The following is a 17,429-nucleotide window of genomic DNA, read 5'->3' on the forward strand; positions in this document are numbered from 1 at the left end:
CGGCCGGCCAGCCGCTCCGCACCCCGAAGGCGCAGGGATGCCTGCACGTCAGGGCCCCATCATCTCGAGGCGATAGCCGAACCCCCGGATCGATCGAAGCGCCACGCCGAACGGCTCGAGCTTGCTGCGCAGGCGAGAGATGTACACCTCTACCGCGTTAGGCGTGATCTCCTTGTCCCAGCCGGTCAATGCCTGCAGCAACTTGTCCTTGCTGGCCGGCTTGGGTGCGTTCAGCAACAAGTACTCCATCACCGTCCACTCGCGCGGGCCGAGCTCGATCAGCACGAGTTCATCGCCGCGGCGCGCCCCGGCCCGCCGGCTGGCCGTGTCCAGCTCGAGGGGCCCGAAGGTCAGCACCGCGGAAGTGGCCGCCTGCGACCGGCGCAGCAAGGCCCGCAACCGGGCGAGCAGCTCGGGCAGCTCGAACGGCTTGACCATGTAGTCGTCGGCCCCGAGGTCCAGCCCCTGGACCCGGTCATGGAGGGCGTCGCGGGCGGTGAGGATCAGCACCGGCATGCCGGCACTCGCCGAGCCATCCTTGCGCAGCCTGCGTGTCAGTTCGAGCCCGTTCATGCTGGGCAGGCCGATGTCGACGATCGCCGCGTCGAAGGTCTCTTTCTTGAGCACCTCTTCGGCGCGCTCGCCGCTGCCTACCCAGTCCACCGCATAACCGGCATCCGACAGGCCCAGCTTGATGCCGCTGGCCACCATCAGGTCGTCTTCCACGAGCAAGAGTCTCATAGCCAGTTCCATCCTTGCGAACTAACTTAGCAGACACTTCCCCTTCGTGGAAGAGAGTGAATACCGACGTATCAGCGGTCGCGTCAGCGGCTAGGCCGATCGGATCATGGTTCCGAAGGCCTGCTCGGTCAGGATCTCCAGCAACAGCACGTGCGGCACCCGGCCGTCCACGATGTGCACCGAGTTCACGCCGCTGCGGGCGGCGTCCAGGGCGCCCGCGATCTTGGGCAGCATGCCGCCTGAAATGGTGCCGTCCGCGATCAGCTCGTCGATGCGGTCCATGGTGAGCTCTGGCAGCAGCTCACCCTGCTTGTCCAGCACCCCGGGGATGTTGGTCAGCATCAGCAGCTTCTCGGCCTGCAGCACCGTGGCCAGCTTGGCCGCCACCACGTCGGCGTTGATGTTGTAGCTCTCGTTCTGGTCGCCGAAGCCGATCGGGCTGATGACGGGGATGAATTGGTCGTCCTGAAGCGCCTTCACCACGGCGGGATCGATGGCGACGATGTCCCCCACCTGGCCCACGTCGTGCTCCTTGGAGGGGTCGGCCTGGTCGACCATCTTGAGCTTGCGGGCGCGGATCAGTCCGCCGTCCCGGCCGGTCAGCCCCACCGCCTTGCCCCCGGCCTGGTGGATCAGGCCCACGATGTCCTGCTGCACCTCGCCGGCGAGCACCCACTCCACGACTTCCATGGTCTCGGCATCGGTCACGCGCATGCCCTGGATGAAGTGCCCCGTCTTGCCCAGGCGCTTGAGCGCCGTCTCGATCTGCGGGCCGCCACCGTGCACCACCACCGGGTTGATGCCCACGAGCTTGAGCAACACGACGTCCTCGGCGAAATCGGCCTGCAACTCCGGATCGGTCATGGCGTTGCCGCCGTATTTGATGACCATGGTCTTGCCGTGGAACTTGCGGATGTACGGCAGGGCCTGGGCGAGGATTTCGGCTTTGTCGCGGGGGGAGATGGGGGGGACGTTGGACATGGCGCGGCAATATTGGAGGTGGAAATTGTGCCGCACCGCGGTTGCCACGAGACGCGCCAGGCGTCGCCCTCTGCAGCGAAGACACCGGCAGGCGGGGCTCTGCCGAGCCGCCGGTAAGATACAGCCCCTTTGAATGGGAGCCCAATCTTGAAGATCGTCGCTGTCGTGCTATCCGGTGGAGCCGGAACCCGCCTCTGGCCGGCGTCACGGCAGGCGCATCCCAAGCCATTCATGCGACTTGGAGAAAGCTCGTTGCTCTTGCAAGCGGTTCAACGAGGCCATGCCTGCGGCAGTGACGACGTGGTGATCGTCACCAATCAGGAGCACGTGCACCTAACCCGGACCGAGTTGAAACAGGCCTCCCCCTCGATCAGGGTTCATTATGTGCTGGAGCCGGTCGGCCGAAACACCGCGCCCGCCATCGCACTGGCCGCCATGCACTGCGATAAGACTTATGGGCCGGACACCGTGATGGTGGTCCTGCCTGCCGACCACTTGATTCCCGACAATGAAGCCTTTGTCGCGAATGCCCTGGAAGCCGCGGCGCTGGCTCGCGAGAAGAATCTCGTGGTGTTCGGAATTGGACCGACGTCGCCTGAGACGGCTTTTGGCTACATCGAAGTCGAACATGTGTCGCGCAAAAGCCAACCGATCCTGAAATTTGTCGAGAAGCCCGACTTGGCGACCGCCCAGTCCTATCTCGCGACTGGCCGGTTCTACTGGAACAGCGGGATGTTTTGCTTCACGGCCAGGTCCATCCTGGATGCCCTATCGCAGCACTCGCCCGAAACCGCATCCAGCGCTCGGCGTGTGTTCGACCATGCGTCCTCGAATGGCGACGCCACCCACTTCGATAACGCGCTGTTCGGAACCATGCCCGATATCAGCATCGACTATGCAGTCATGGAAAGGGCGCGCAACACCTGGGTGGTGCCGGCCCGATTCGGCTGGAGCGACGTCGGCTCCTGGCCCGCCGTCGCGGATGCACACCCGGCCGACAGTGTCGGGAATACCTTCGCAACGGACGTCGTCGCACTCGACACCACAGGCAGTCACGTGCAGGTGGAAAGCCATGGCACCAAGGTCGTCGCGATGGTGGGGGTCAAGGATCTGGTCGTCGTCGACACCCCAGACGCTCTCCTGGTTGCACACAAGGCCTCAGCGCAAAACGTGAAGCGCGTCGTCGACATCCTCAAGAGTCGGGGACACGCAAGCACGCATTTGCCCGCATCCGTTCACCGTCCCTGGGGGACGTACGCCACGCTCAAGGAAGAAGAGGGCTACAAGGTCAAGCGCATCACGGTGAGTCCGGGGGGCTCCCTTTCGCTTCAGTACCACCACCACCGCTCCGAACATTGGGTCGTGGTGCAAGGCTCTGCGCGCGTTCAGATCGGCGAGCGCGAGTTCCTGACTGAGCCAGGGCAGTCTCGCTACATCCCGAAGGGGGAGAAGCATCGATTGACCAACGTGGGCTCCGACGAACTGGTGTTGATCGAGGTGCAGTGCGGCAGTTACCTCGGTGAAGACGACATCGTCCGCCTGGCCGACTGTTACGGTAGGGTCTAGCTCAGCGCCGCAGCCAGCGCGGCACCTTGAACCGGACGATGCTGAAGTATCCGTAGATGTACGACAGGACAAACAGCATCAGAAACGCAATCAGGACACGGGTCTGCTGCCAGAAAAGTGCAGCCGGCACGACCGTGAGTACGGCGAATGCCCACAGGTAGGGTGATGTCCGGTTGTTGCGCATCAACATCCGGCGGGTGCTGTCCTCGTCAAAGACACCTCGAACAATCCGTCGGTAGATCAACTGATGAAGGTGAAGCGCATCTGCCAAGCTTGGTGACTGCCCTCTCACGACCTTGCGATAGACGGAGAAGACGGTTTCCATGACGGGATACGCCAGCAAGAGCATAGGAAACCAGGGGGACACTTGCGGGTTTCTCTGAGTCAGCACCACGCTGGCGATCGCAATGACGGTACCCCACAGGTAGGCACCGCCGTCCCCCGCAAAAATAAGTCCCCGAGGATAGTTCCAGACCAGGAAACCGGCAGTCGATCCGGCGAGAGCCAGCACAACCGCCGCAAGTGCGCGGTCACCCACCAGCAGCGCCACGTAGGCTAGCGCCAAGCAGCAGATCAGGCTCACCATCCCGGCGAGGCCGTTGTAGCCGTCGATCAGGTTGAACGCATGTGGCAGGCCGGCCGTAGCCAGGATGGCCAGGAGGACGCCGGCTAGCGGCGAGGTCATCCAGTACCTATCGAGCGCCGGAATTCCGAGACTGGGGACCCGGAGGTCGAAAGCCACGGCCGCAACCACTGCCGCACTGATCGTGAACAGCAGACGCCAGCGCGCGCGCAAGCGGTGAATCAGATCTTCGAGGACGCCGCCACCTCCGGCGAGCAGCACGATAGCGGACCACACGGCAGCTTCACTAGCCCGGAAGCGGATCCCGTTGACAACGCCCAGGTAAGGTTCGGCGACAGCCATCCAAACCCAGCCGATGAAACACGCAACCAACATGGCCACGCCGCCCAGTCGAGGAACATGTCCGACGTGAAAACGCTGCGGCATGTCGTCTCGATAGCGGCGCGCCGTATGGCGACCTAATCGGACCAACAATCCACAGCCTACGAACGAGGCGCAGCCACAAAGAACCAATAGTGCAAGCATCCGATAAGCCGCAGCGGGCGCTCGCTGGAGCGATCGGGATGGCGGCGGCGCGGATTATAGAGAGGGCTCTGCTGGGCCAGGGAGAGCGTCTTTCGCCCCCGGATAGAATCGCCGGTCGGGATTCGATGGCTGGCGAGATGGCTCAGCCAGTCTTCCACGCCCTGAGTGCCGGCAACCATTCACTTGCCCCTAGCGCACGAACCAAGCGGTCCGGGCCAATCCGATGAACGGTAACGGGTACGCGGATGCTGCGAGTTCCCTTTAGTGAATAGACAACGATGAGCTACCAAGAGAAAAATCATTCTGGCCGAATGATTGATTCATTCGCCGGGCGCCGCGTCTGGGTCACGGGGCACCGCGGCATGCTCGGCTCGGCCATGGTACGGAGCCTCGAGCGCGAAGAGGCTCAACTGCTGCTCACCTCTCGCGCAGACTTGGACCTCACCGACCAGGCCGCCGTTTTCGCCTGGATGGACGAGAACCGGCCGGAGTTGGTGTTCCACATCGGCGCCAAGGTCGGAGGCATTCACGCGAACGCCACGCTTCCGGCGGACTTTTTGCGTGAGAACCTCCTCATCCAGTCCAATGTGATCGTCGGTGCCCACCGCACTGGCGTGCGCAAGCTGCTCTTCGTCGCGTCCAACTGCACCTACCCTTCACAGGCGCCGCAGCCCATCGCCGAAACGGCGCTTCTCACCGGCCCACTTGACGCCAACATTCGCGCCTATGCGGTCAGCAAGATCGCGGGTATCGAACTATGCAGCGCCTACCGACGCCAGTACGGCTGCGACTTCCTGTCGATCATTCCGCCGAACCTGTACGGGCCGGGTGACAACTACCATCCGCAGCACAGCCACGTGGTAGCGGGCATCCTGCGACGCACGCATGAAGCCAAGGCGCGAGGTGCATCCGAGATGCTCGTCTGGGGCGATGGGACGCCTCGTCGCGAGTTGCTGCACGTCGACGACTTGGCCGACGCCATGAAATGCCTGATGCGGTCGCCAACCGTCCACGACCTGTACAACGTCGGGCCCGGGCACGACCTGCAAATTTCGGAGATCGCCTCGCTCATTCAGGAGGTGGTCGGCTTCACGGGGACCATCCGCTACGACACCGCCAAGCCCAACGGCACGATGCGCAAGCTCCTGGACAGCAGCCGGATTCGTGAACTGGGCTGGAAGCCTCGAATTGATGAACGTAGCGGCCTGCAATCGGCCTACCAGGATTTCCTGGCACTGCTTGAGAACCCGAACGCCGGCGCCCGGCTGTAAATGCGACTTGTCATGACTGAAGGGTTCCAGCTGCCCCCCGGCATGTGCGGTCGGTTCGCGGTGGTAAAGCTCTGGCCTGCCATCAAGACGGCCGAGGACGAGTGCATCGCCAGGCTGAAGATCGCCGCCCGTATGCTACGCATCGAGTGCGTGGAAGTTCACGCCGATGGGCGCCTGATCGAAGCTCCTGAAACACGGATCACGCGCGCGGACGTCGACTTCGTCCTGCATCTGCATTACGACACCCCGAAGCTCTACGACGCCTTCTCCTTGGTCGCGCTGTGGAATCCCCTGCGCTTCTACTTCGAGTGGGGATACCAGCGCACGTCACGCAACCTGACCACGCACGACGATTTCGTGAGCTGCGATTCGATCGCTGCGGATGATCATGTGGCGCGGATGATTCGCGGACAGGCCACGCACTTGCCGCCCCTCTTCCGGCTGTTCCATTCGACGGCCGATGTGGTGCACCCACCCAGCCTTGGAGAAGGCCAGCTGTTCTACGCAGGCATCAATTGGGAGGCACTGGGTGGAGGCAAGTCGCGTCACCAGGAGGTTCTGAAGCGCCTCGACGACACGGGACTCCTGCGCATCTACGGACCGACGGTTTTTCAAGGGGTGCGCGTCTGGGCCGGCTATCGCAGCTACGTCGGGGAGGTCCCGTTCGACGGTGTCTCGATGATTGACGAGATTGCCAAGGCCGGCATTGCCCTGGTGCTCTCCTCGCAGGCGCATAAGGATTCCGAGCTGATGTCCAACCGCCTGTTCGAAAGCATCGCAGCTGGCGCCCTGGTGATTTGTGACGAGAACCCGTTTGCCAGGCGGCACTTCGGCGACGCGCTGCTCTACATCGATGGCCGCAGTCCCGCCGAGCAGATCGAACAGGACATCCGTGCCCACCTGCAGTGGGCACGCGCCAACCCATCAGCCGCTCTGGCGAAGGCAACGCGCGCTCAGGAGATCTTTCGCGAACGGTTCACGTTGCTGCACAACCTTCGCGACCTTTACGAAGGGCTGCCTGCGCGACATCGCGCCCTCTTCGAGCGGCGTCATCCCGCATCGACAGGTGCCCTACGCGTGCAGTTACTGCTGCTGATGCCGGAGTACCGTCCGGACGTGCTACAGGCGCACCTAGAGAGCGCGCGCATTCAGAGCCATACGGGCGTCCAGGCCCGACTGGTGGTCGACGCGAACCTGCCGCCGCGCGAGCTGGCCGCGATCACCCAGGCGCTGGGCGCGTTTCAAGACCGCATCGGGCTGGTGCATGCCGATTTCCAACACATTGAGCCCGAGTCGGGAATTGGCAGGAAGCGCCGGCTGGGTGCTGTCGTCCTGCAACTGCTGCCTGAGCTGTCGGAAGCGGATGCCCTCGTGCTGGTGGCACCGAACGAGCGGCTTTGGTCCAACCACATCGAGGTGCTGGCCGGGGCCCTGGAGCGAGATCCCTCCCTGGCCGCGGCCGCGACCGCCGCGGTGCTGCAGTCGGGCAGTGCACCCGTGCATGACGTGCATGAGTGCATTGTGTTCGGCTCGCCCGCAGGTCGAGACCGGACGGGGCTGGGCCGCTTCATCTTCCGCCGCTCAGCGATTCCATCCGATATCGCGATCGTGCTGCGCCACGTAGATGGTCTGGTCGCGGCTGCCTTGCTGGGCGAGGGCCGCCTTGCCCAGCAGCTGCCCGCCAGCATCACCATCCTTCCCGACGATGCCATGCCCGTCGACGCGGCCACCCACGTCGCCGACATTGAAGCCGTGCGCGACTTCGCGGCGGCGGCACTGGAACCTCGGTTCGGGTTCGGCACCCGGCCTGAACCACTGGCCAGCAGCGCAAGCCCGATGTCGATCGAGCCGAAGTCTGTGTTCCGGCTGCTGGTGAAAGCTTGTCGGCCGGACTGGTGGCGACTGCAATACCACGCTCTGCGCCAGCACGGTGCCGCGGCCAGATGGATTGCCCTGCGTCGGAGGCTCGGACTGGCGTGAATCCGCATGCCCCCTTTCCGGTTTCGCTGCTCTCGCTTCCGCGAAGCCTGCATCGACATCGTGCCTTGATTCTCCAGCTGGTGCGGCGGGAGGTCACCGGCCGCTACAAGGGTTCGGTGATGGGCATCCTGTGGTCGCTGGTCAACCCGATCCTGATGTTGGCCATGTACACCTTCCTTTTTTCAGTCGTCTTCACGGCGAGGTGGGGCCAGGACACTCCGCAGAACAAGGCTCAATTCGCAACGATGATGTTCGTGGGCCTGATCGTGCATGGACTCTTTGCCGAGGCCATTTCTCGGGCGCCGGGACTTGTGGTCTCCCAGGTGAACTTCGTCAAGAAGGTCGTCTTTCCCCTCGAGGTTCTACCCGTGGTTGCGATGGGAACCGCTCTTTTCCATTCGGTGCTCAGCTTGGGCGTCCTGCTGGTCGCCCTGATGCTCACCAATGGCGGCTTGCCCTGGTCAGTCATCCTGCTACCGCTCGTCTGGCTCCCCTTGGTGACGCTGGCCCTCGGGCTGGCATGGATGCTTGCGTCTCTCGGGGTGTTTGTCAGGGACGTCGCGCATCCGATCGGAATGATCGTGACCGCTTTGCTCTTTGCTTCGCCCGTCTTTTACCCTGTGTCCGCCCTGCCGGCGTCCTTGCGGGAATGGCTGTTCCTGAATCCGCTCACGTTGATCATCGAGCAATCGCGCGCGGTGTTGATGCTTGGCAGAATGCCGGATTTCGGCGCGCTGGGCATCTATGGCGCCGTCGCTCTGATCATCGCCTGGATCGGCTACGCCTGGTTCCAGAAGACCCGGAAAGGCTTCGCGAATGTCCTTTGACAGCGTCGCCATCGAGGTCAGCGCGGTCTCCAAGCGCTTTGAGCTCTTCGAGCGTCCCAGCGACCAGCTCAAGCAGTTCATCGTTCCTCGCTTGGGCCGAATGCTGGGAAAGCCGGCGCGTCAGTACTTCCGGGAGTTCTGGGCCTTGTCCGAGGTTTCGCTCACGGTGCGTCGCGGTGAATCGTGCGCGATCGTCGGGCTCAACGGCAGCGGAAAGAGCACCCTGCTACAGATCATCGCCGGAACGCTCACTCCGACCAGCGGGACGGTCAGGACCGAAGGGCGGGTGACGGCCCTGCTGGAGCTCGGCTCCGGGTTTAATCCGGAGTTCACCGGTCGAGAGAACGTCCGGTTGAACGGCGCGCTGCTGGGCCTGACTCCCACACAGATCAGCGAGCGTATGCGACGCATCGAGGAGTTCGCCGACATCGGCGAGCACTTTGACAGACCGCTCGGCACTTATTCCAGCGGAATGCAAATGCGCGTCGCGTTCGCTGTCGCGACGGCGTTCGATCCCGACATCCTCATCGTCGATGAGGCATTGGCCGTCGGTGATGCCTACTTCCAGCGCAAGTGCTTCCACCGTTTGGCCGAATTCAAGGCCACGGGTGGCACGCTGCTATTCGTCTCCCACGACGCCGAGGTGATCAAGCAGCTGTGCGATTCGGCTGTTCTGTTGAACGCCGGCAAGCTCGTGGGCGTTGGCACTTCGCGCGAAATCATCGACCTCTACCAGGGGCTGATCACGCAGAAGGGGGATATGGGTACCAAGCCGCTCGCCGTCACGCAGGACGGCGACGGGGTCTGGCCAAAGGCGACCACGGTAACCACCAATGGCGACGTGCGGCTACTGGACGTCCGCCTGTTGGACGCTCGCGGCGACCGTGTGACAGAAGTCGAAAGTGAGAGCCTCCTTACCGTCGAATACGAAGCGCTCATCTGCCGAGCTCTGGACCAACCGGCATTCGGACTCATCGTGAGGGACCGCTTCGGCAAATCGATCTACGAGGTCAGCACCTTCGCCATGGGGAAGTCCTTGGCATCCATGGGCAGCGGCGAACGAGTCGTCGCGCGATTCACATTCGACTTCAACCTGCGCGCCGGCAATTACTTCTTCTCCATCGGAATTGCCAATCGCGGATACGCACGGACCGAGTTCGAAGAAACCTGCCTGCTGATGCATGACGTGGAACACATCAAGGTGACGGAAGCAGCCGCCGCGCCAGCCTATGGAGGCATCTTCAATATGCGACCCATCGTCTCGGTCGAACCGACCGGTCACGCGCTGGTCGACACCGCGGCCTCTTCGGCGGTTTGATGCGAGACGGCTCATGCCCGCCAAGACTGCGAACGTGTTGAGTAAATTTCTTCGGCGCGTCCGGGTAGCCGCGCCGCCTATAGCGTCCCTCCAGCAACAGATGGAGCAGCTCCTGATATTGACCCGGATCACGGAGGAGCGGTCACGAACGCTCGAACATGCGCTGGCGAAATCAGCGGCGCTGCTCGAGACCAGCCAGGAGCAGTTGCACTCGCTGCAGACGGTGGTTGGCCACTTCTCCTCGACGGCAGGTCTCGTGCAGGTGCTGGAAGAACGGTCGAGGTCTCATGAGCACGAGCTGTTGAACATGCACACGCTACTGAAGATAGCGGAAGAACGCTCGCGGTCGCTCGAACACCAGCTCCAGCAGGTGCTGATGTCCACGCAGCACCAGGTCGACTTTTCGCAGAGGTGGTACGCCGAGGCTGGCGCCTTGGCAACGGAGTCACCGATTGAGCGGGCCAGGCGAGCCGCCAAGGACCTTGTCCTGGAAACGGCGCACCCGGTGGCTAACGATAGCCATGATCATCTGGTGCCGCAGTCCACGATGGAAGGGCTGTCTCGACCGACGCCCTTCGTCATTCACTGCGTGGACATACTAGGCCCCGACCTCCTGGCCATGGACATCGGCACTGGTGCAGCCGGACTGGTCTACGAGTTCGCCATGAACGGTGTCACCGCCCTGGGCATCGACGGCTCCGACTACTGCCGCAGGCATCGCATCGGCTATTGGCCCATGCTTCCGGACAATCTTCGAACTTGTGATGTCACCAAGCCATACAGGGTAAGCCATGCCGAAACCCGGCAGCAGGTCGCTTTCAATCTGGTCACGATGTGGGAGGTGCTAGAACACATCGCGGAAACAGACCTGCCGACAACTTTGGAGCAGATCCGCAGCCATCTGGCGCCCGACGGCTATTTTGTCGGATCGATCTCCCTCCTGGAGTACACGGACTCAGCGGGGCGCCCTTATCACGTCACGCTGCGCCCGCGTACTTGGTGGCATGAGACCTTTCGCCGTGCGGGGCTCGCGATGGTCGAGCAGCATCCGTGGGACTTACGCCTGTTCTGCCGGGGTAACGGCCCGCGGTTCCAGGACTTCCACAATTACGCACTTCATCCGTCAGAAGGGTTCCACTTCGTGTCCCGCCCGATCGAATCTGGCTCTGGCCGACGACTGGCCTGATCTGACCTCAATCGCGGATTCCCTTTTATGCTTGAGAGCACCTCGACCATTGACTCGAAAAGTCAGATGCCGACACCGGCGGCTTTTCTCAAGGACGGCGGCAGCGCGGCTCCGTCGCCTAGCGCCCAAGCCACAGGGCAGGAAGCCGCGCCCTCGCTTCGCATGGCCATCGTCTCACCCTGCTACAACGAGCAGGCAGTCTTGCCACTTTCCATCCCCCGCTTGCTTGCACTGCTATCAGAATTAGAGCAGATCCACGGATGCAGCGGCGACAGCTATGTCTTGCTCATCGACGATGGTTCGCGGGATTTGACCTGGCCGCTGATCAAGGCAGCCGCGGAAGCGCATCCCGGCAAAATCCGCGGACTGAGGTTGGCACGCAATGCCGGTCACCAATATGCCCTCTTGGCGGGGCTGGAATACGTCACCAACCGCTGCGATGCCGTCATCAGCATCGATGCCGATCTTCAAGATGACCTTGATGCGCTGCCGAAGATGATCGCCGCCCATCGGGCAGGCGCGGAAATCGTCCTCGGCGTGAAGGAATCGCGCACCGTAGATCCGGCAATGAAAAAGGTAACTGCCGCCGCGTTCTACAAGCTGATGAAGCTGATGGGAGTCAATCTCGTCGAAAACCATGCGGATTGCCGCCTACTCTCGGCTCGTGCTCTAACAAATCTTGCGCAGTTTCCCGAGCGACTTCTATTCCTGCGGGGGCTCCAGCCCTTGGTCCACGGCCGCATCGCGACGGTTCACTACCACCTCTCGCCGCGGCTTGCGGGTGAAAGCAAGTACCCGCTGAAGAAGATGCTGTCGCTTGCTTGGAACGGGATTACATCCTTCTCCACCGTCCCGCTTCGCCTAATCTCCTGGACTGGCGCAATCGTCTGCGCCATCTCAGTGGTGTTCGCGGGTGTAGCGCTTGTCAGGACCGTCCTTGGCCAGACCCTGCCCGGCTGGGCATCTATTACCGTCCCGCTTTACTTGTTGGGAGGCCTGCTGATGCTGTCGATCGGGGTGGTCGGTGAATACGTTGGGAAGATCTTTGTCGAAGTGAAGCAGCGTCCGCGGTTCCTGGTCGACGAAGTTGCGGACGACCTGCTGCCATGAACAGCTCACTGGAGCTCGACTCCCTGGCCGGAAATCGGGGCCGAAACGGCGTTTCCACCAAACGTTCAAGTACGCGCTTGGTGGGGATCGGGATCGCCTTGGCCTTGGTTTGGGCAGCGATCAACCTGCCGGCCGTTTTCCTGAGCGGATGGTTTCCCCTGGACCTGCCCGAGCTTTTCTTCATGGGCGAAAACCTTGAAGAGCGGCTTGCCTGGATCATCTCCCCGTACAACGGATCGGGACGATATTTTCCGGTCTACTGGCTGTACCACTGCCTGCAATACCCACTGTTTGGTTCTCGGACAGGCGCCTACTTGCTGACGCAAAGCCTCCTCTTCCTCGCTGGAACGCTAATTGCAAGTCGCCTGACCACCAGTCTGTCGCGCAGCACGATGGCAGGGGCCGTCGTGTTCGGGGCAATCTATCTCGGTACTTCGATCGGAGAGAACCTGACGACCGTGGGCAAGGCGGAGCCGCTGTCGTTTGTGCTGGTGGTGTGCGTGCTGATGCTTGCGCGCATCCAGATGCTGCAGGAAGCGCTCTCGATCCGGCGTGGGTTAGCTATTGCAGTTCTCTTCGCCATTGCCATGCTGACCAAGGAGACATCGATGGTCCTCCTGGGCTTCGCGGGTGTCGGTGCTGCGCTCTCATGGATGGCCAACCGAATAGAGCCGACAGGTCGAAAGATCGAATCAGAAACCCGGCAATATTTATGGTTCTTCGGATGGTTGGCCGCAGGACTCGCCTTGGCCAAACTTCCATACCTCCTATTTCCCAGGACCGACGTGCGCAAGTCGTACACGTCTTACGAGGTTTCCTGGGGACTCATCGAGGAGAACCTCCGCTTCTACCTCTGGCAGCATCCCGATATTTTGTTCTTCGGTGTCTTGAGCGTAGGGACACTCTTGATACTTTGGCAACGCCAGCTCAGGGTCGCCGCCACTGAGGCGCAAGCTCAGAAAGACCTCATCTTTGTTTCCAGTCTCTGCGCCTTGGGGTGGGGCTATTGGCTTGCTCTATTGATCTGGCGCTGGCCGATGACCTATTACTTGTTACTGCCTAGTGTTGCTTTCAAGGTCTGCGCCATCTATGCCCTGGTTCAGATCAGGCGCACGTACGGTTCCGGGCTGGCTTACCGGACTGCCGTCCTGTTCACGGTCGCGATGCTCGTGTACAGCGCAGCGCAAATCTACTACGTGACGGCAAGCCAGATCGCGTACTCACGTATCTACACCGCCGCCTTGCACAAGGTCGCAACGCTGCCTGGAATTGATCGCTCAAGACTGATCCTCGATACCTATCCCTTCTTTGCCGAACAGATTGGCGGTACATCGCGGCTCCTGAAAACACAACTCGGGGTTCCTCTTGAGGTACGGGGTATCGGGGAATTGACCGATCCCGCCGTATTGAACAAGGACGTCATGGACATATTGGGTATCGACCCCGCAGCGGTCGACTCGAACACGAGGTCGCTCCCGAACAGCGGAGACTACGTCCTATCCTTTACCGGGCGCCTCATGGGTTTATGGTTTCTCCGAGGCGTCGCGCCTTTCTACAACGATTCGTCGCTGCTGCAAGCACAAGGTTGGTACGACATGGATGTGGTCGCCGAAAGCGAAATCCGTTTTCCCGCCTGGTTTCCGCACGTGTGGCATCACCGGCCTGCGGTCGAGCACTCGTCAGTCGGATACAAGCTGTACAAGGTCAAAGACGACAAACCCAGGTTTTTCTGGAAAGGCCGCTTTCCCGATGGATGGATCGGCCCCGCTGCCAGCCTGGTCGTGAGTGATCGATTTGCCGCGCCACTCTCGGTGAAGTTCAGTGTACCGGCCCACACCTTGCCGGTCACACTGGCAATTTCGCGGAACGATGAGCCCTTCAAAACGATCGAGGTCGGCACACCGGACGAACTGGTGATCAATCTGGCCGCCGCCGACTCCGTGGGCGACACGGAGTGGAAATTCAACGTGTCTCGCTCCTTTGTTCCCAAGGAGATGAACATCAATAGAGATAAGAGGCGACTAGCCGCCCGAATTGCGCTCAGCCCCGATCCAGCGCGGCAGACCACACCATGACTGGAACACCATGAAAGGCTACTTATCCGCATTCCTGGTCGTGGTTTATGTCCTGACGAGTTGCCTGGGCCTCTACCTGATCAAAGCCGCCAATGTCTGGCAGTCGATCGGGTTCGTGACCGGCGTCGCGCTGTACGGCACTGGTGCGGTGCTGTGGCTCGTGTTGCTTCGGTTGCTGCCACTTTCGCTAGCATTCCCAATAGCAGCCGGTGGGCTCATCGTCTGCACGATGCTGACGGGTAGGGTCTTCCTCGGTGAGCGCATATCGCTCATGCAAACGAGCGGCGCTGCATTGATCATCCTCGGTATCTACTTTACGGCGATGGGGAGAAACGCATGACCACCGACCTATTGGAACAGCAGCGGGAGCACTTCAACTCCATCGCGGAGCAGTACTTCGCGGCAAGAAAGCACCCCAACCACCTGGAACTAAAGCGGCTGATCTGGACGCACTTTTTCCAGCGGCATGTGCCGCTGATGAATGGAGTGAAGAGCGTTCTTGAACCTATGTGCGGCATGGCGGAGGGCTATGACATCGTAAGCCGCTATGCCGGAATCGCTGGCTTCAGTTATCTCGGGTTCGACTACAGCGAGGCCATGGTCGAGATCGCTCGCAAGGCTCGGCCGGGTTTGCGCATCGAGCAAGGCGATGTCACCACCTTTAGCTCCCCAATTCCCCCCGTCGATCTGATCGTACTGATCGGCGGACTGCACCACGTTTACTCCCGTACCGGCGAAGCGATCAAGACGCTTACGGCAGCACTCAAGCCAGGCGGCTACTTCCTGAGTTTCGAGCCTACCCACGACAACTGGCTCGCTCGCCGAACGCGCCAGCGAATCTATGCGAGCAACCCCCTGTTCGACGTCGACACCGAACAGGGCTACGAGCGCCAAGACCTGCTGGCCCATTTCCAGAAGGCCGGCTACGAGAAAATCGACGAAATCGCCGCAGGCTTGATCTCATACGTGCTCTGGTACAACCCGGACGCATTTCCGGCGCTGAATCGAGGCGGCCAGGCATTGGTGCGAACCATGTTCGGTCTGGATCGCTGCTTCTGGGACAGCGCGGTCGGACGAAAGTTGTCGTTCGCGACCATTTCGCTCTGGCGCGCGCCCTTGCGCGGTAAGGCCGGCGACGGGGCAGCATCTTGAACCAGAGGACTGTGCTGGTCACCGGCGCAACTGGGTACATCGCCTCGCATGTTTGCGTGCTGCTGCTCCAGCGTGGCTTCGAGGTCATCGGCCTCGACAACCTCTCCAACAGCACCGTCGATGTACTCGAGCGGGTTCGCGAGATCGCGGGGCGCCCCATTCCTTTCATGCAAGCCGACGTGCGGGATACGCGCACGCTTTCCGAGGTGCTCGCGGGCCGACGGGTCGAGGCGGTGTTGCATTTTGCGGGTCTCAAATCGGTCAGTGAATCCGTCGCACAACCGCTGTCCTACTTCGACAACAACGTGCACGGCACCGTGACACTGCTCCAGGCGATGTCGCTGGCCCAGGTCAAACGACTCATCTTCAGTTCATCCGCCACGGTGTACGGACAACCGGAAGTTGTGCCGATCCAAGAGTCGGCACGCGTGAGCGTCACCAATCCGTACGGGCGATCCAAGCTGTTCGTCGAAGAAATACTCGCCGACCTTCACCGGAGTGACTCCACATGGTCGATCGGCGTGCTCCGCTACTTCAATCCAGTTGGCGCGCATAGCAGTGGACTGATCGGCGAGAAGCCCAAGGGAACACCGAACAACCTCATGCCCTACATCGCCGAAGTAGCTGTCGGCTTGCGCCCGTACGTTTCCGTATTCGGCGGGGACTATCCGACGGCCGATGGGACCGGGGTGAGGGACTACATTCACGTGATGGACCTCGCGGAGGCCCATGTGGCAGCGCTCGAACACTTGCTCGGCGGCAACCCCGGCTTTACGCTCAATGTCGGCACCGGCAGGGGGTATAGCGTGCTCGAAGTGATCCGGGCGTACGAGCGCGCAAGCGGCCGTCCGATTCCGCACAAGATCGTGGCACGACGCCCGGGAGATGTGGCCGAGTGCTTTGCCGACCCGACCGCAGCCCAAGAGCTGCTGGGATGGAGCGCCCGGTTGCCACTCGATAGGATGTGCGCCGACCAATGGCGATGGCAGCAGCATAAGGAATCTCATCAACAAGAAGGCAGCGCGCCAACGCCGCGCGGCCGTGCGTCATGAACTACAGGGAAACACAGTGAAGACGGCAATCATCACGGGCATCACCGGGCAGGACGGGGCCTACCTCGCCCAACTGCTGCTCGAAAAGCAGTACAGGGTCTTCGGCACATACCGTCGAACGAGCTCGGTGAACTTCTGGCGCATCGAGGAGCTCGGGATCGATGCCCACCCGAATCTCAAGCTGGTCGAGTACGACCTGACGGACCAGGGTGCAAGCATCGCCCTGGTTCAGCAGACCCAGCCTGACGAGATCTACAACCTCGCGGCGCAGAGCTTTGTCGGCGTGAGCTTCGAGCAGCCCACGACGACGGCGCAGATCACGGGACTCGGCGCGCTGAACCTGCTGGAAGCCATTCGCCTGCTGGACCGGAAGATCCGCTTCTACCAGGCGTCCACCTCGGAGATGTTCGGCAAGGTCCAGGCGATTCCGCAGACGGAGGCGACGCCCTTCTATCCGCGCAGCCCCTACGGCGTGGCCAAGCTCTATGCGCACTGGATGACGGTGAACTACCGCGAGAGCTACGACATCTTCGGCAGCAGCGGCATCCTCTTCAACCACGAGAGCCCGCTGCGCGGCCGCGAGTTCGTCACCCGCAAGATCACCGACGGCGTAGCCCGCATCAAGCTCGGCAAGCTCGACTGCCTGGAACTGGGCAACCTGGATGCGCAGCGCGATTGGGGCTTTGCCAAGGAGTACGTGGAAGGCATGTGGCGCATGCTGCAGGCGCCCGAGCCGGACACCTTCGTTCTGGCCACCAACAGGACGGTGGCGGTCCGCGAGTTCGTGCGCATGGCGTTCGCAGCCGCGGACGTGCAGCTCGAGTTCCGCGGCGAAGGCGAGAACGAGGCGGCCGTCGATCAGGCCACCGGAAAGACAGTGGTGCGAATCAACCCGCGCTACTACCGGCCGGCCGAGGTGGACCTCCTGATCGGCGACCCAGCGCGAGCAAAGGACAAGCTCGGCTGGCAACCGAGGACCACCCTCGAGCAGCTTTGCAACATGATGGTGAAAGCCGACCTTCGTCGCGTCGAGGCGGGCACGTCGTTCTGACGACGCGACGG

15 protein-coding genes are annotated in these 17,429 nt (G+C 61.9%); 12 read left to right on the forward strand and 3 right to left on the reverse strand.

What is annotated here, in order from left to right; all coding sequences use genetic code 11:
• Positions 1 to 48: 48 nt before the first annotated feature.
• Both JI739_RS18040 and argB read right to left on the reverse strand, forming a co-directional pair.
• Complete coding sequence (locus tag JI739_RS18040) at positions 49 to 741, reverse strand: response regulator transcription factor (protein ID WP_201685325.1); 693 nt, start codon at positions 739 to 741, stop codon at positions 49 to 51.
• Between the two features lie 90 nt (positions 742 to 831).
• A complete protein-coding gene (argB, locus tag JI739_RS18045) occupies positions 832 to 1,722 on the reverse strand; it encodes an acetylglutamate kinase (protein WP_201685326.1) in 891 nt (296 codons plus the stop codon).
• 147 nt (positions 1,723 to 1,869) lie between these two features.
• Here argB and JI739_RS18050 point away from each other — a divergent pair, with 147 nt between their 5' ends.
• Positions 1,870 to 3,288, forward strand: a complete 1,419-nt coding sequence (locus tag JI739_RS18050) for a mannose-1-phosphate guanylyltransferase/mannose-6-phosphate isomerase (protein ID WP_201685327.1) — start codon at positions 1,870 to 1,872, stop codon at positions 3,286 to 3,288.
• 1 nt (position 3,289) lies between these two features.
• Here JI739_RS18050 and JI739_RS18055 read toward each other — a convergent pair whose 3' ends face one another.
• The gene (locus tag JI739_RS18055; protein WP_201685328.1) at positions 3,290 to 4,396 is read right to left on the reverse strand and encodes a glycosyltransferase family 4 protein; all 1,107 of its coding nucleotides are present in this window, start codon (positions 4,394 to 4,396) and stop codon (positions 3,290 to 3,292) included.
• A gap of 278 nt (positions 4,397 to 4,674) precedes the next feature.
• Between JI739_RS18055 and JI739_RS18060 the strand changes: the two genes are divergently transcribed.
• The 11 genes from JI739_RS18060 to gmd are packed head-to-tail and all read left to right on the forward strand — an operon-like array spanning position 4,675 to position 17,418.
• Entirely contained in the window at positions 4,675 to 5,667 is a 993-nt protein-coding gene (locus tag JI739_RS18060; protein ID WP_236589838.1) for a GDP-L-fucose synthase family protein, read from the forward strand.
• Between the two features lie 12 nt (positions 5,668 to 5,679).
• Complete coding sequence (locus JI739_RS18065) at positions 5,680 to 7,647, forward strand: glycosyltransferase family protein (RefSeq protein WP_201685329.1); 1,968 nt, start codon at positions 5,680 to 5,682, stop codon at positions 7,645 to 7,647.
• A complete protein-coding gene (locus JI739_RS18070; protein WP_354003751.1) occupies positions 7,644 to 8,474 on the forward strand; it encodes an ABC transporter permease in 831 nt (276 codons plus the stop codon). The genes JI739_RS18065 and JI739_RS18070 overlap by 4 nt, the downstream gene beginning before the upstream one ends.
• Positions 8,464 to 9,792: an ABC transporter ATP-binding protein gene (locus JI739_RS18075; RefSeq protein ID WP_201685331.1), complete on the forward strand. Its 1,329-nt coding sequence runs from the start codon at positions 8,464 to 8,466 to the stop codon at positions 9,790 to 9,792. Before JI739_RS18070 ends, JI739_RS18075 begins: the two co-directional genes overlap by 11 nt.
• 13 nt (positions 9,793 to 9,805) lie before the next feature.
• Positions 9,806 to 10,978 (forward strand): methyltransferase domain-containing protein, encoded by a 1,173-nt coding sequence (locus JI739_RS18080; protein WP_201685332.1) that lies wholly within the window; start codon positions 9,806 to 9,808, stop codon positions 10,976 to 10,978.
• Between the two features lie 27 nt (positions 10,979 to 11,005).
• Positions 11,006 to 12,088 carry a glycosyltransferase family 2 protein gene (locus tag JI739_RS18085; RefSeq protein WP_236589839.1) on the forward strand — a complete coding sequence of 361 codons (1,083 nt, stop codon included), beginning with the start codon at positions 11,006 to 11,008 and terminating at the stop codon, positions 12,086 to 12,088.
• Positions 12,085 to 14,163: a hypothetical protein gene (locus JI739_RS18090; protein WP_201685333.1), complete on the forward strand. Its 2,079-nt coding sequence runs from the start codon at positions 12,085 to 12,087 to the stop codon at positions 14,161 to 14,163. Before JI739_RS18085 ends, JI739_RS18090 begins: the two co-directional genes overlap by 4 nt.
• Positions 14,164 to 14,173: 10 nt before the next feature.
• The gene (locus tag JI739_RS18095; protein WP_201685334.1) at positions 14,174 to 14,503 is read left to right on the forward strand and encodes a hypothetical protein; all 330 of its coding nucleotides are present in this window, start codon (positions 14,174 to 14,176) and stop codon (positions 14,501 to 14,503) included.
• On the forward strand, positions 14,500 to 15,315 hold the full coding sequence (locus JI739_RS18100) for a class I SAM-dependent methyltransferase (protein ID WP_201685335.1): 816 nt from the start codon (positions 14,500 to 14,502) through the stop codon (positions 15,313 to 15,315). The genes JI739_RS18095 and JI739_RS18100 overlap by 4 nt, the downstream gene beginning before the upstream one ends.
• Positions 15,312 to 16,367, forward strand: a complete 1,056-nt coding sequence (galE, locus tag JI739_RS18105; protein ID WP_201685336.1) for a UDP-glucose 4-epimerase GalE — start codon at positions 15,312 to 15,314, stop codon at positions 16,365 to 16,367. Before JI739_RS18100 ends, galE begins: the two co-directional genes overlap by 4 nt.
• A 16-nt stretch (positions 16,368 to 16,383) precedes the next feature.
• The gene (gene gmd, locus JI739_RS18110) at positions 16,384 to 17,418 is read left to right on the forward strand and encodes a GDP-mannose 4,6-dehydratase (protein ID WP_201685337.1); all 1,035 of its coding nucleotides are present in this window, start codon (positions 16,384 to 16,386) and stop codon (positions 17,416 to 17,418) included.
• The last annotated feature ends 11 nt before the right edge of the window (positions 17,419 to 17,429 follow it).

This window comes from Ramlibacter aurantiacus, assembly GCF_016722895.1.
GTDB classification, from domain to species: domain Bacteria; phylum Pseudomonadota; class Gammaproteobacteria; order Burkholderiales; family Burkholderiaceae_C; genus Ramlibacter; species Ramlibacter aurantiacus.

Bases quoted from the DNA above. Each gene is read 5' to 3' on its own strand.
- JI739_RS18040 (WP_201685325.1), bottom strand. From the start codon at position 741: ATGAGACTCTTGCTCGTGGAAGACGACCTGATGGTGGCCAGCGGCATC.
- argB (WP_201685326.1), bottom strand. From the start codon at position 1,722: ATGTCCAACGTCCCCCCCATCTCCCCCCGCGACAAAGCCGAAATCCTC.
- JI739_RS18055 (WP_201685328.1), bottom strand. From the start codon at position 4,396: ATGCTTGCACTATTGGTTCTTTGTGGCTGCGCCTCGTTCGTAGGCTGT.
- JI739_RS18060 (WP_236589838.1), top strand. From the start codon at position 4,675: ATGAGCTACCAAGAGAAAAATCATTCTGGCCGAATGATTGATTCATTC.
- JI739_RS18065 (WP_201685329.1), top strand. From the start codon at position 5,680: ATGACTGAAGGGTTCCAGCTGCCCCCCGGCATGTGCGGTCGGTTCGCG.
- JI739_RS18075 (WP_201685331.1), top strand. From the start codon at position 8,464: ATGTCCTTTGACAGCGTCGCCATCGAGGTCAGCGCGGTCTCCAAGCGC.
- JI739_RS18080 (WP_201685332.1), top strand. From the start codon at position 9,806: ATGCCCGCCAAGACTGCGAACGTGTTGAGTAAATTTCTTCGGCGCGTC.
- JI739_RS18085 (WP_236589839.1), top strand. From the start codon at position 11,006: ATGCTTGAGAGCACCTCGACCATTGACTCGAAAAGTCAGATGCCGACA.
- JI739_RS18090 (WP_201685333.1), top strand. From the start codon at position 12,085: ATGAACAGCTCACTGGAGCTCGACTCCCTGGCCGGAAATCGGGGCCGA.
- JI739_RS18095 (WP_201685334.1), top strand. From the start codon at position 14,174: ATGAAAGGCTACTTATCCGCATTCCTGGTCGTGGTTTATGTCCTGACG.
- JI739_RS18100 (WP_201685335.1), top strand. From the start codon at position 14,500: ATGACCACCGACCTATTGGAACAGCAGCGGGAGCACTTCAACTCCATC.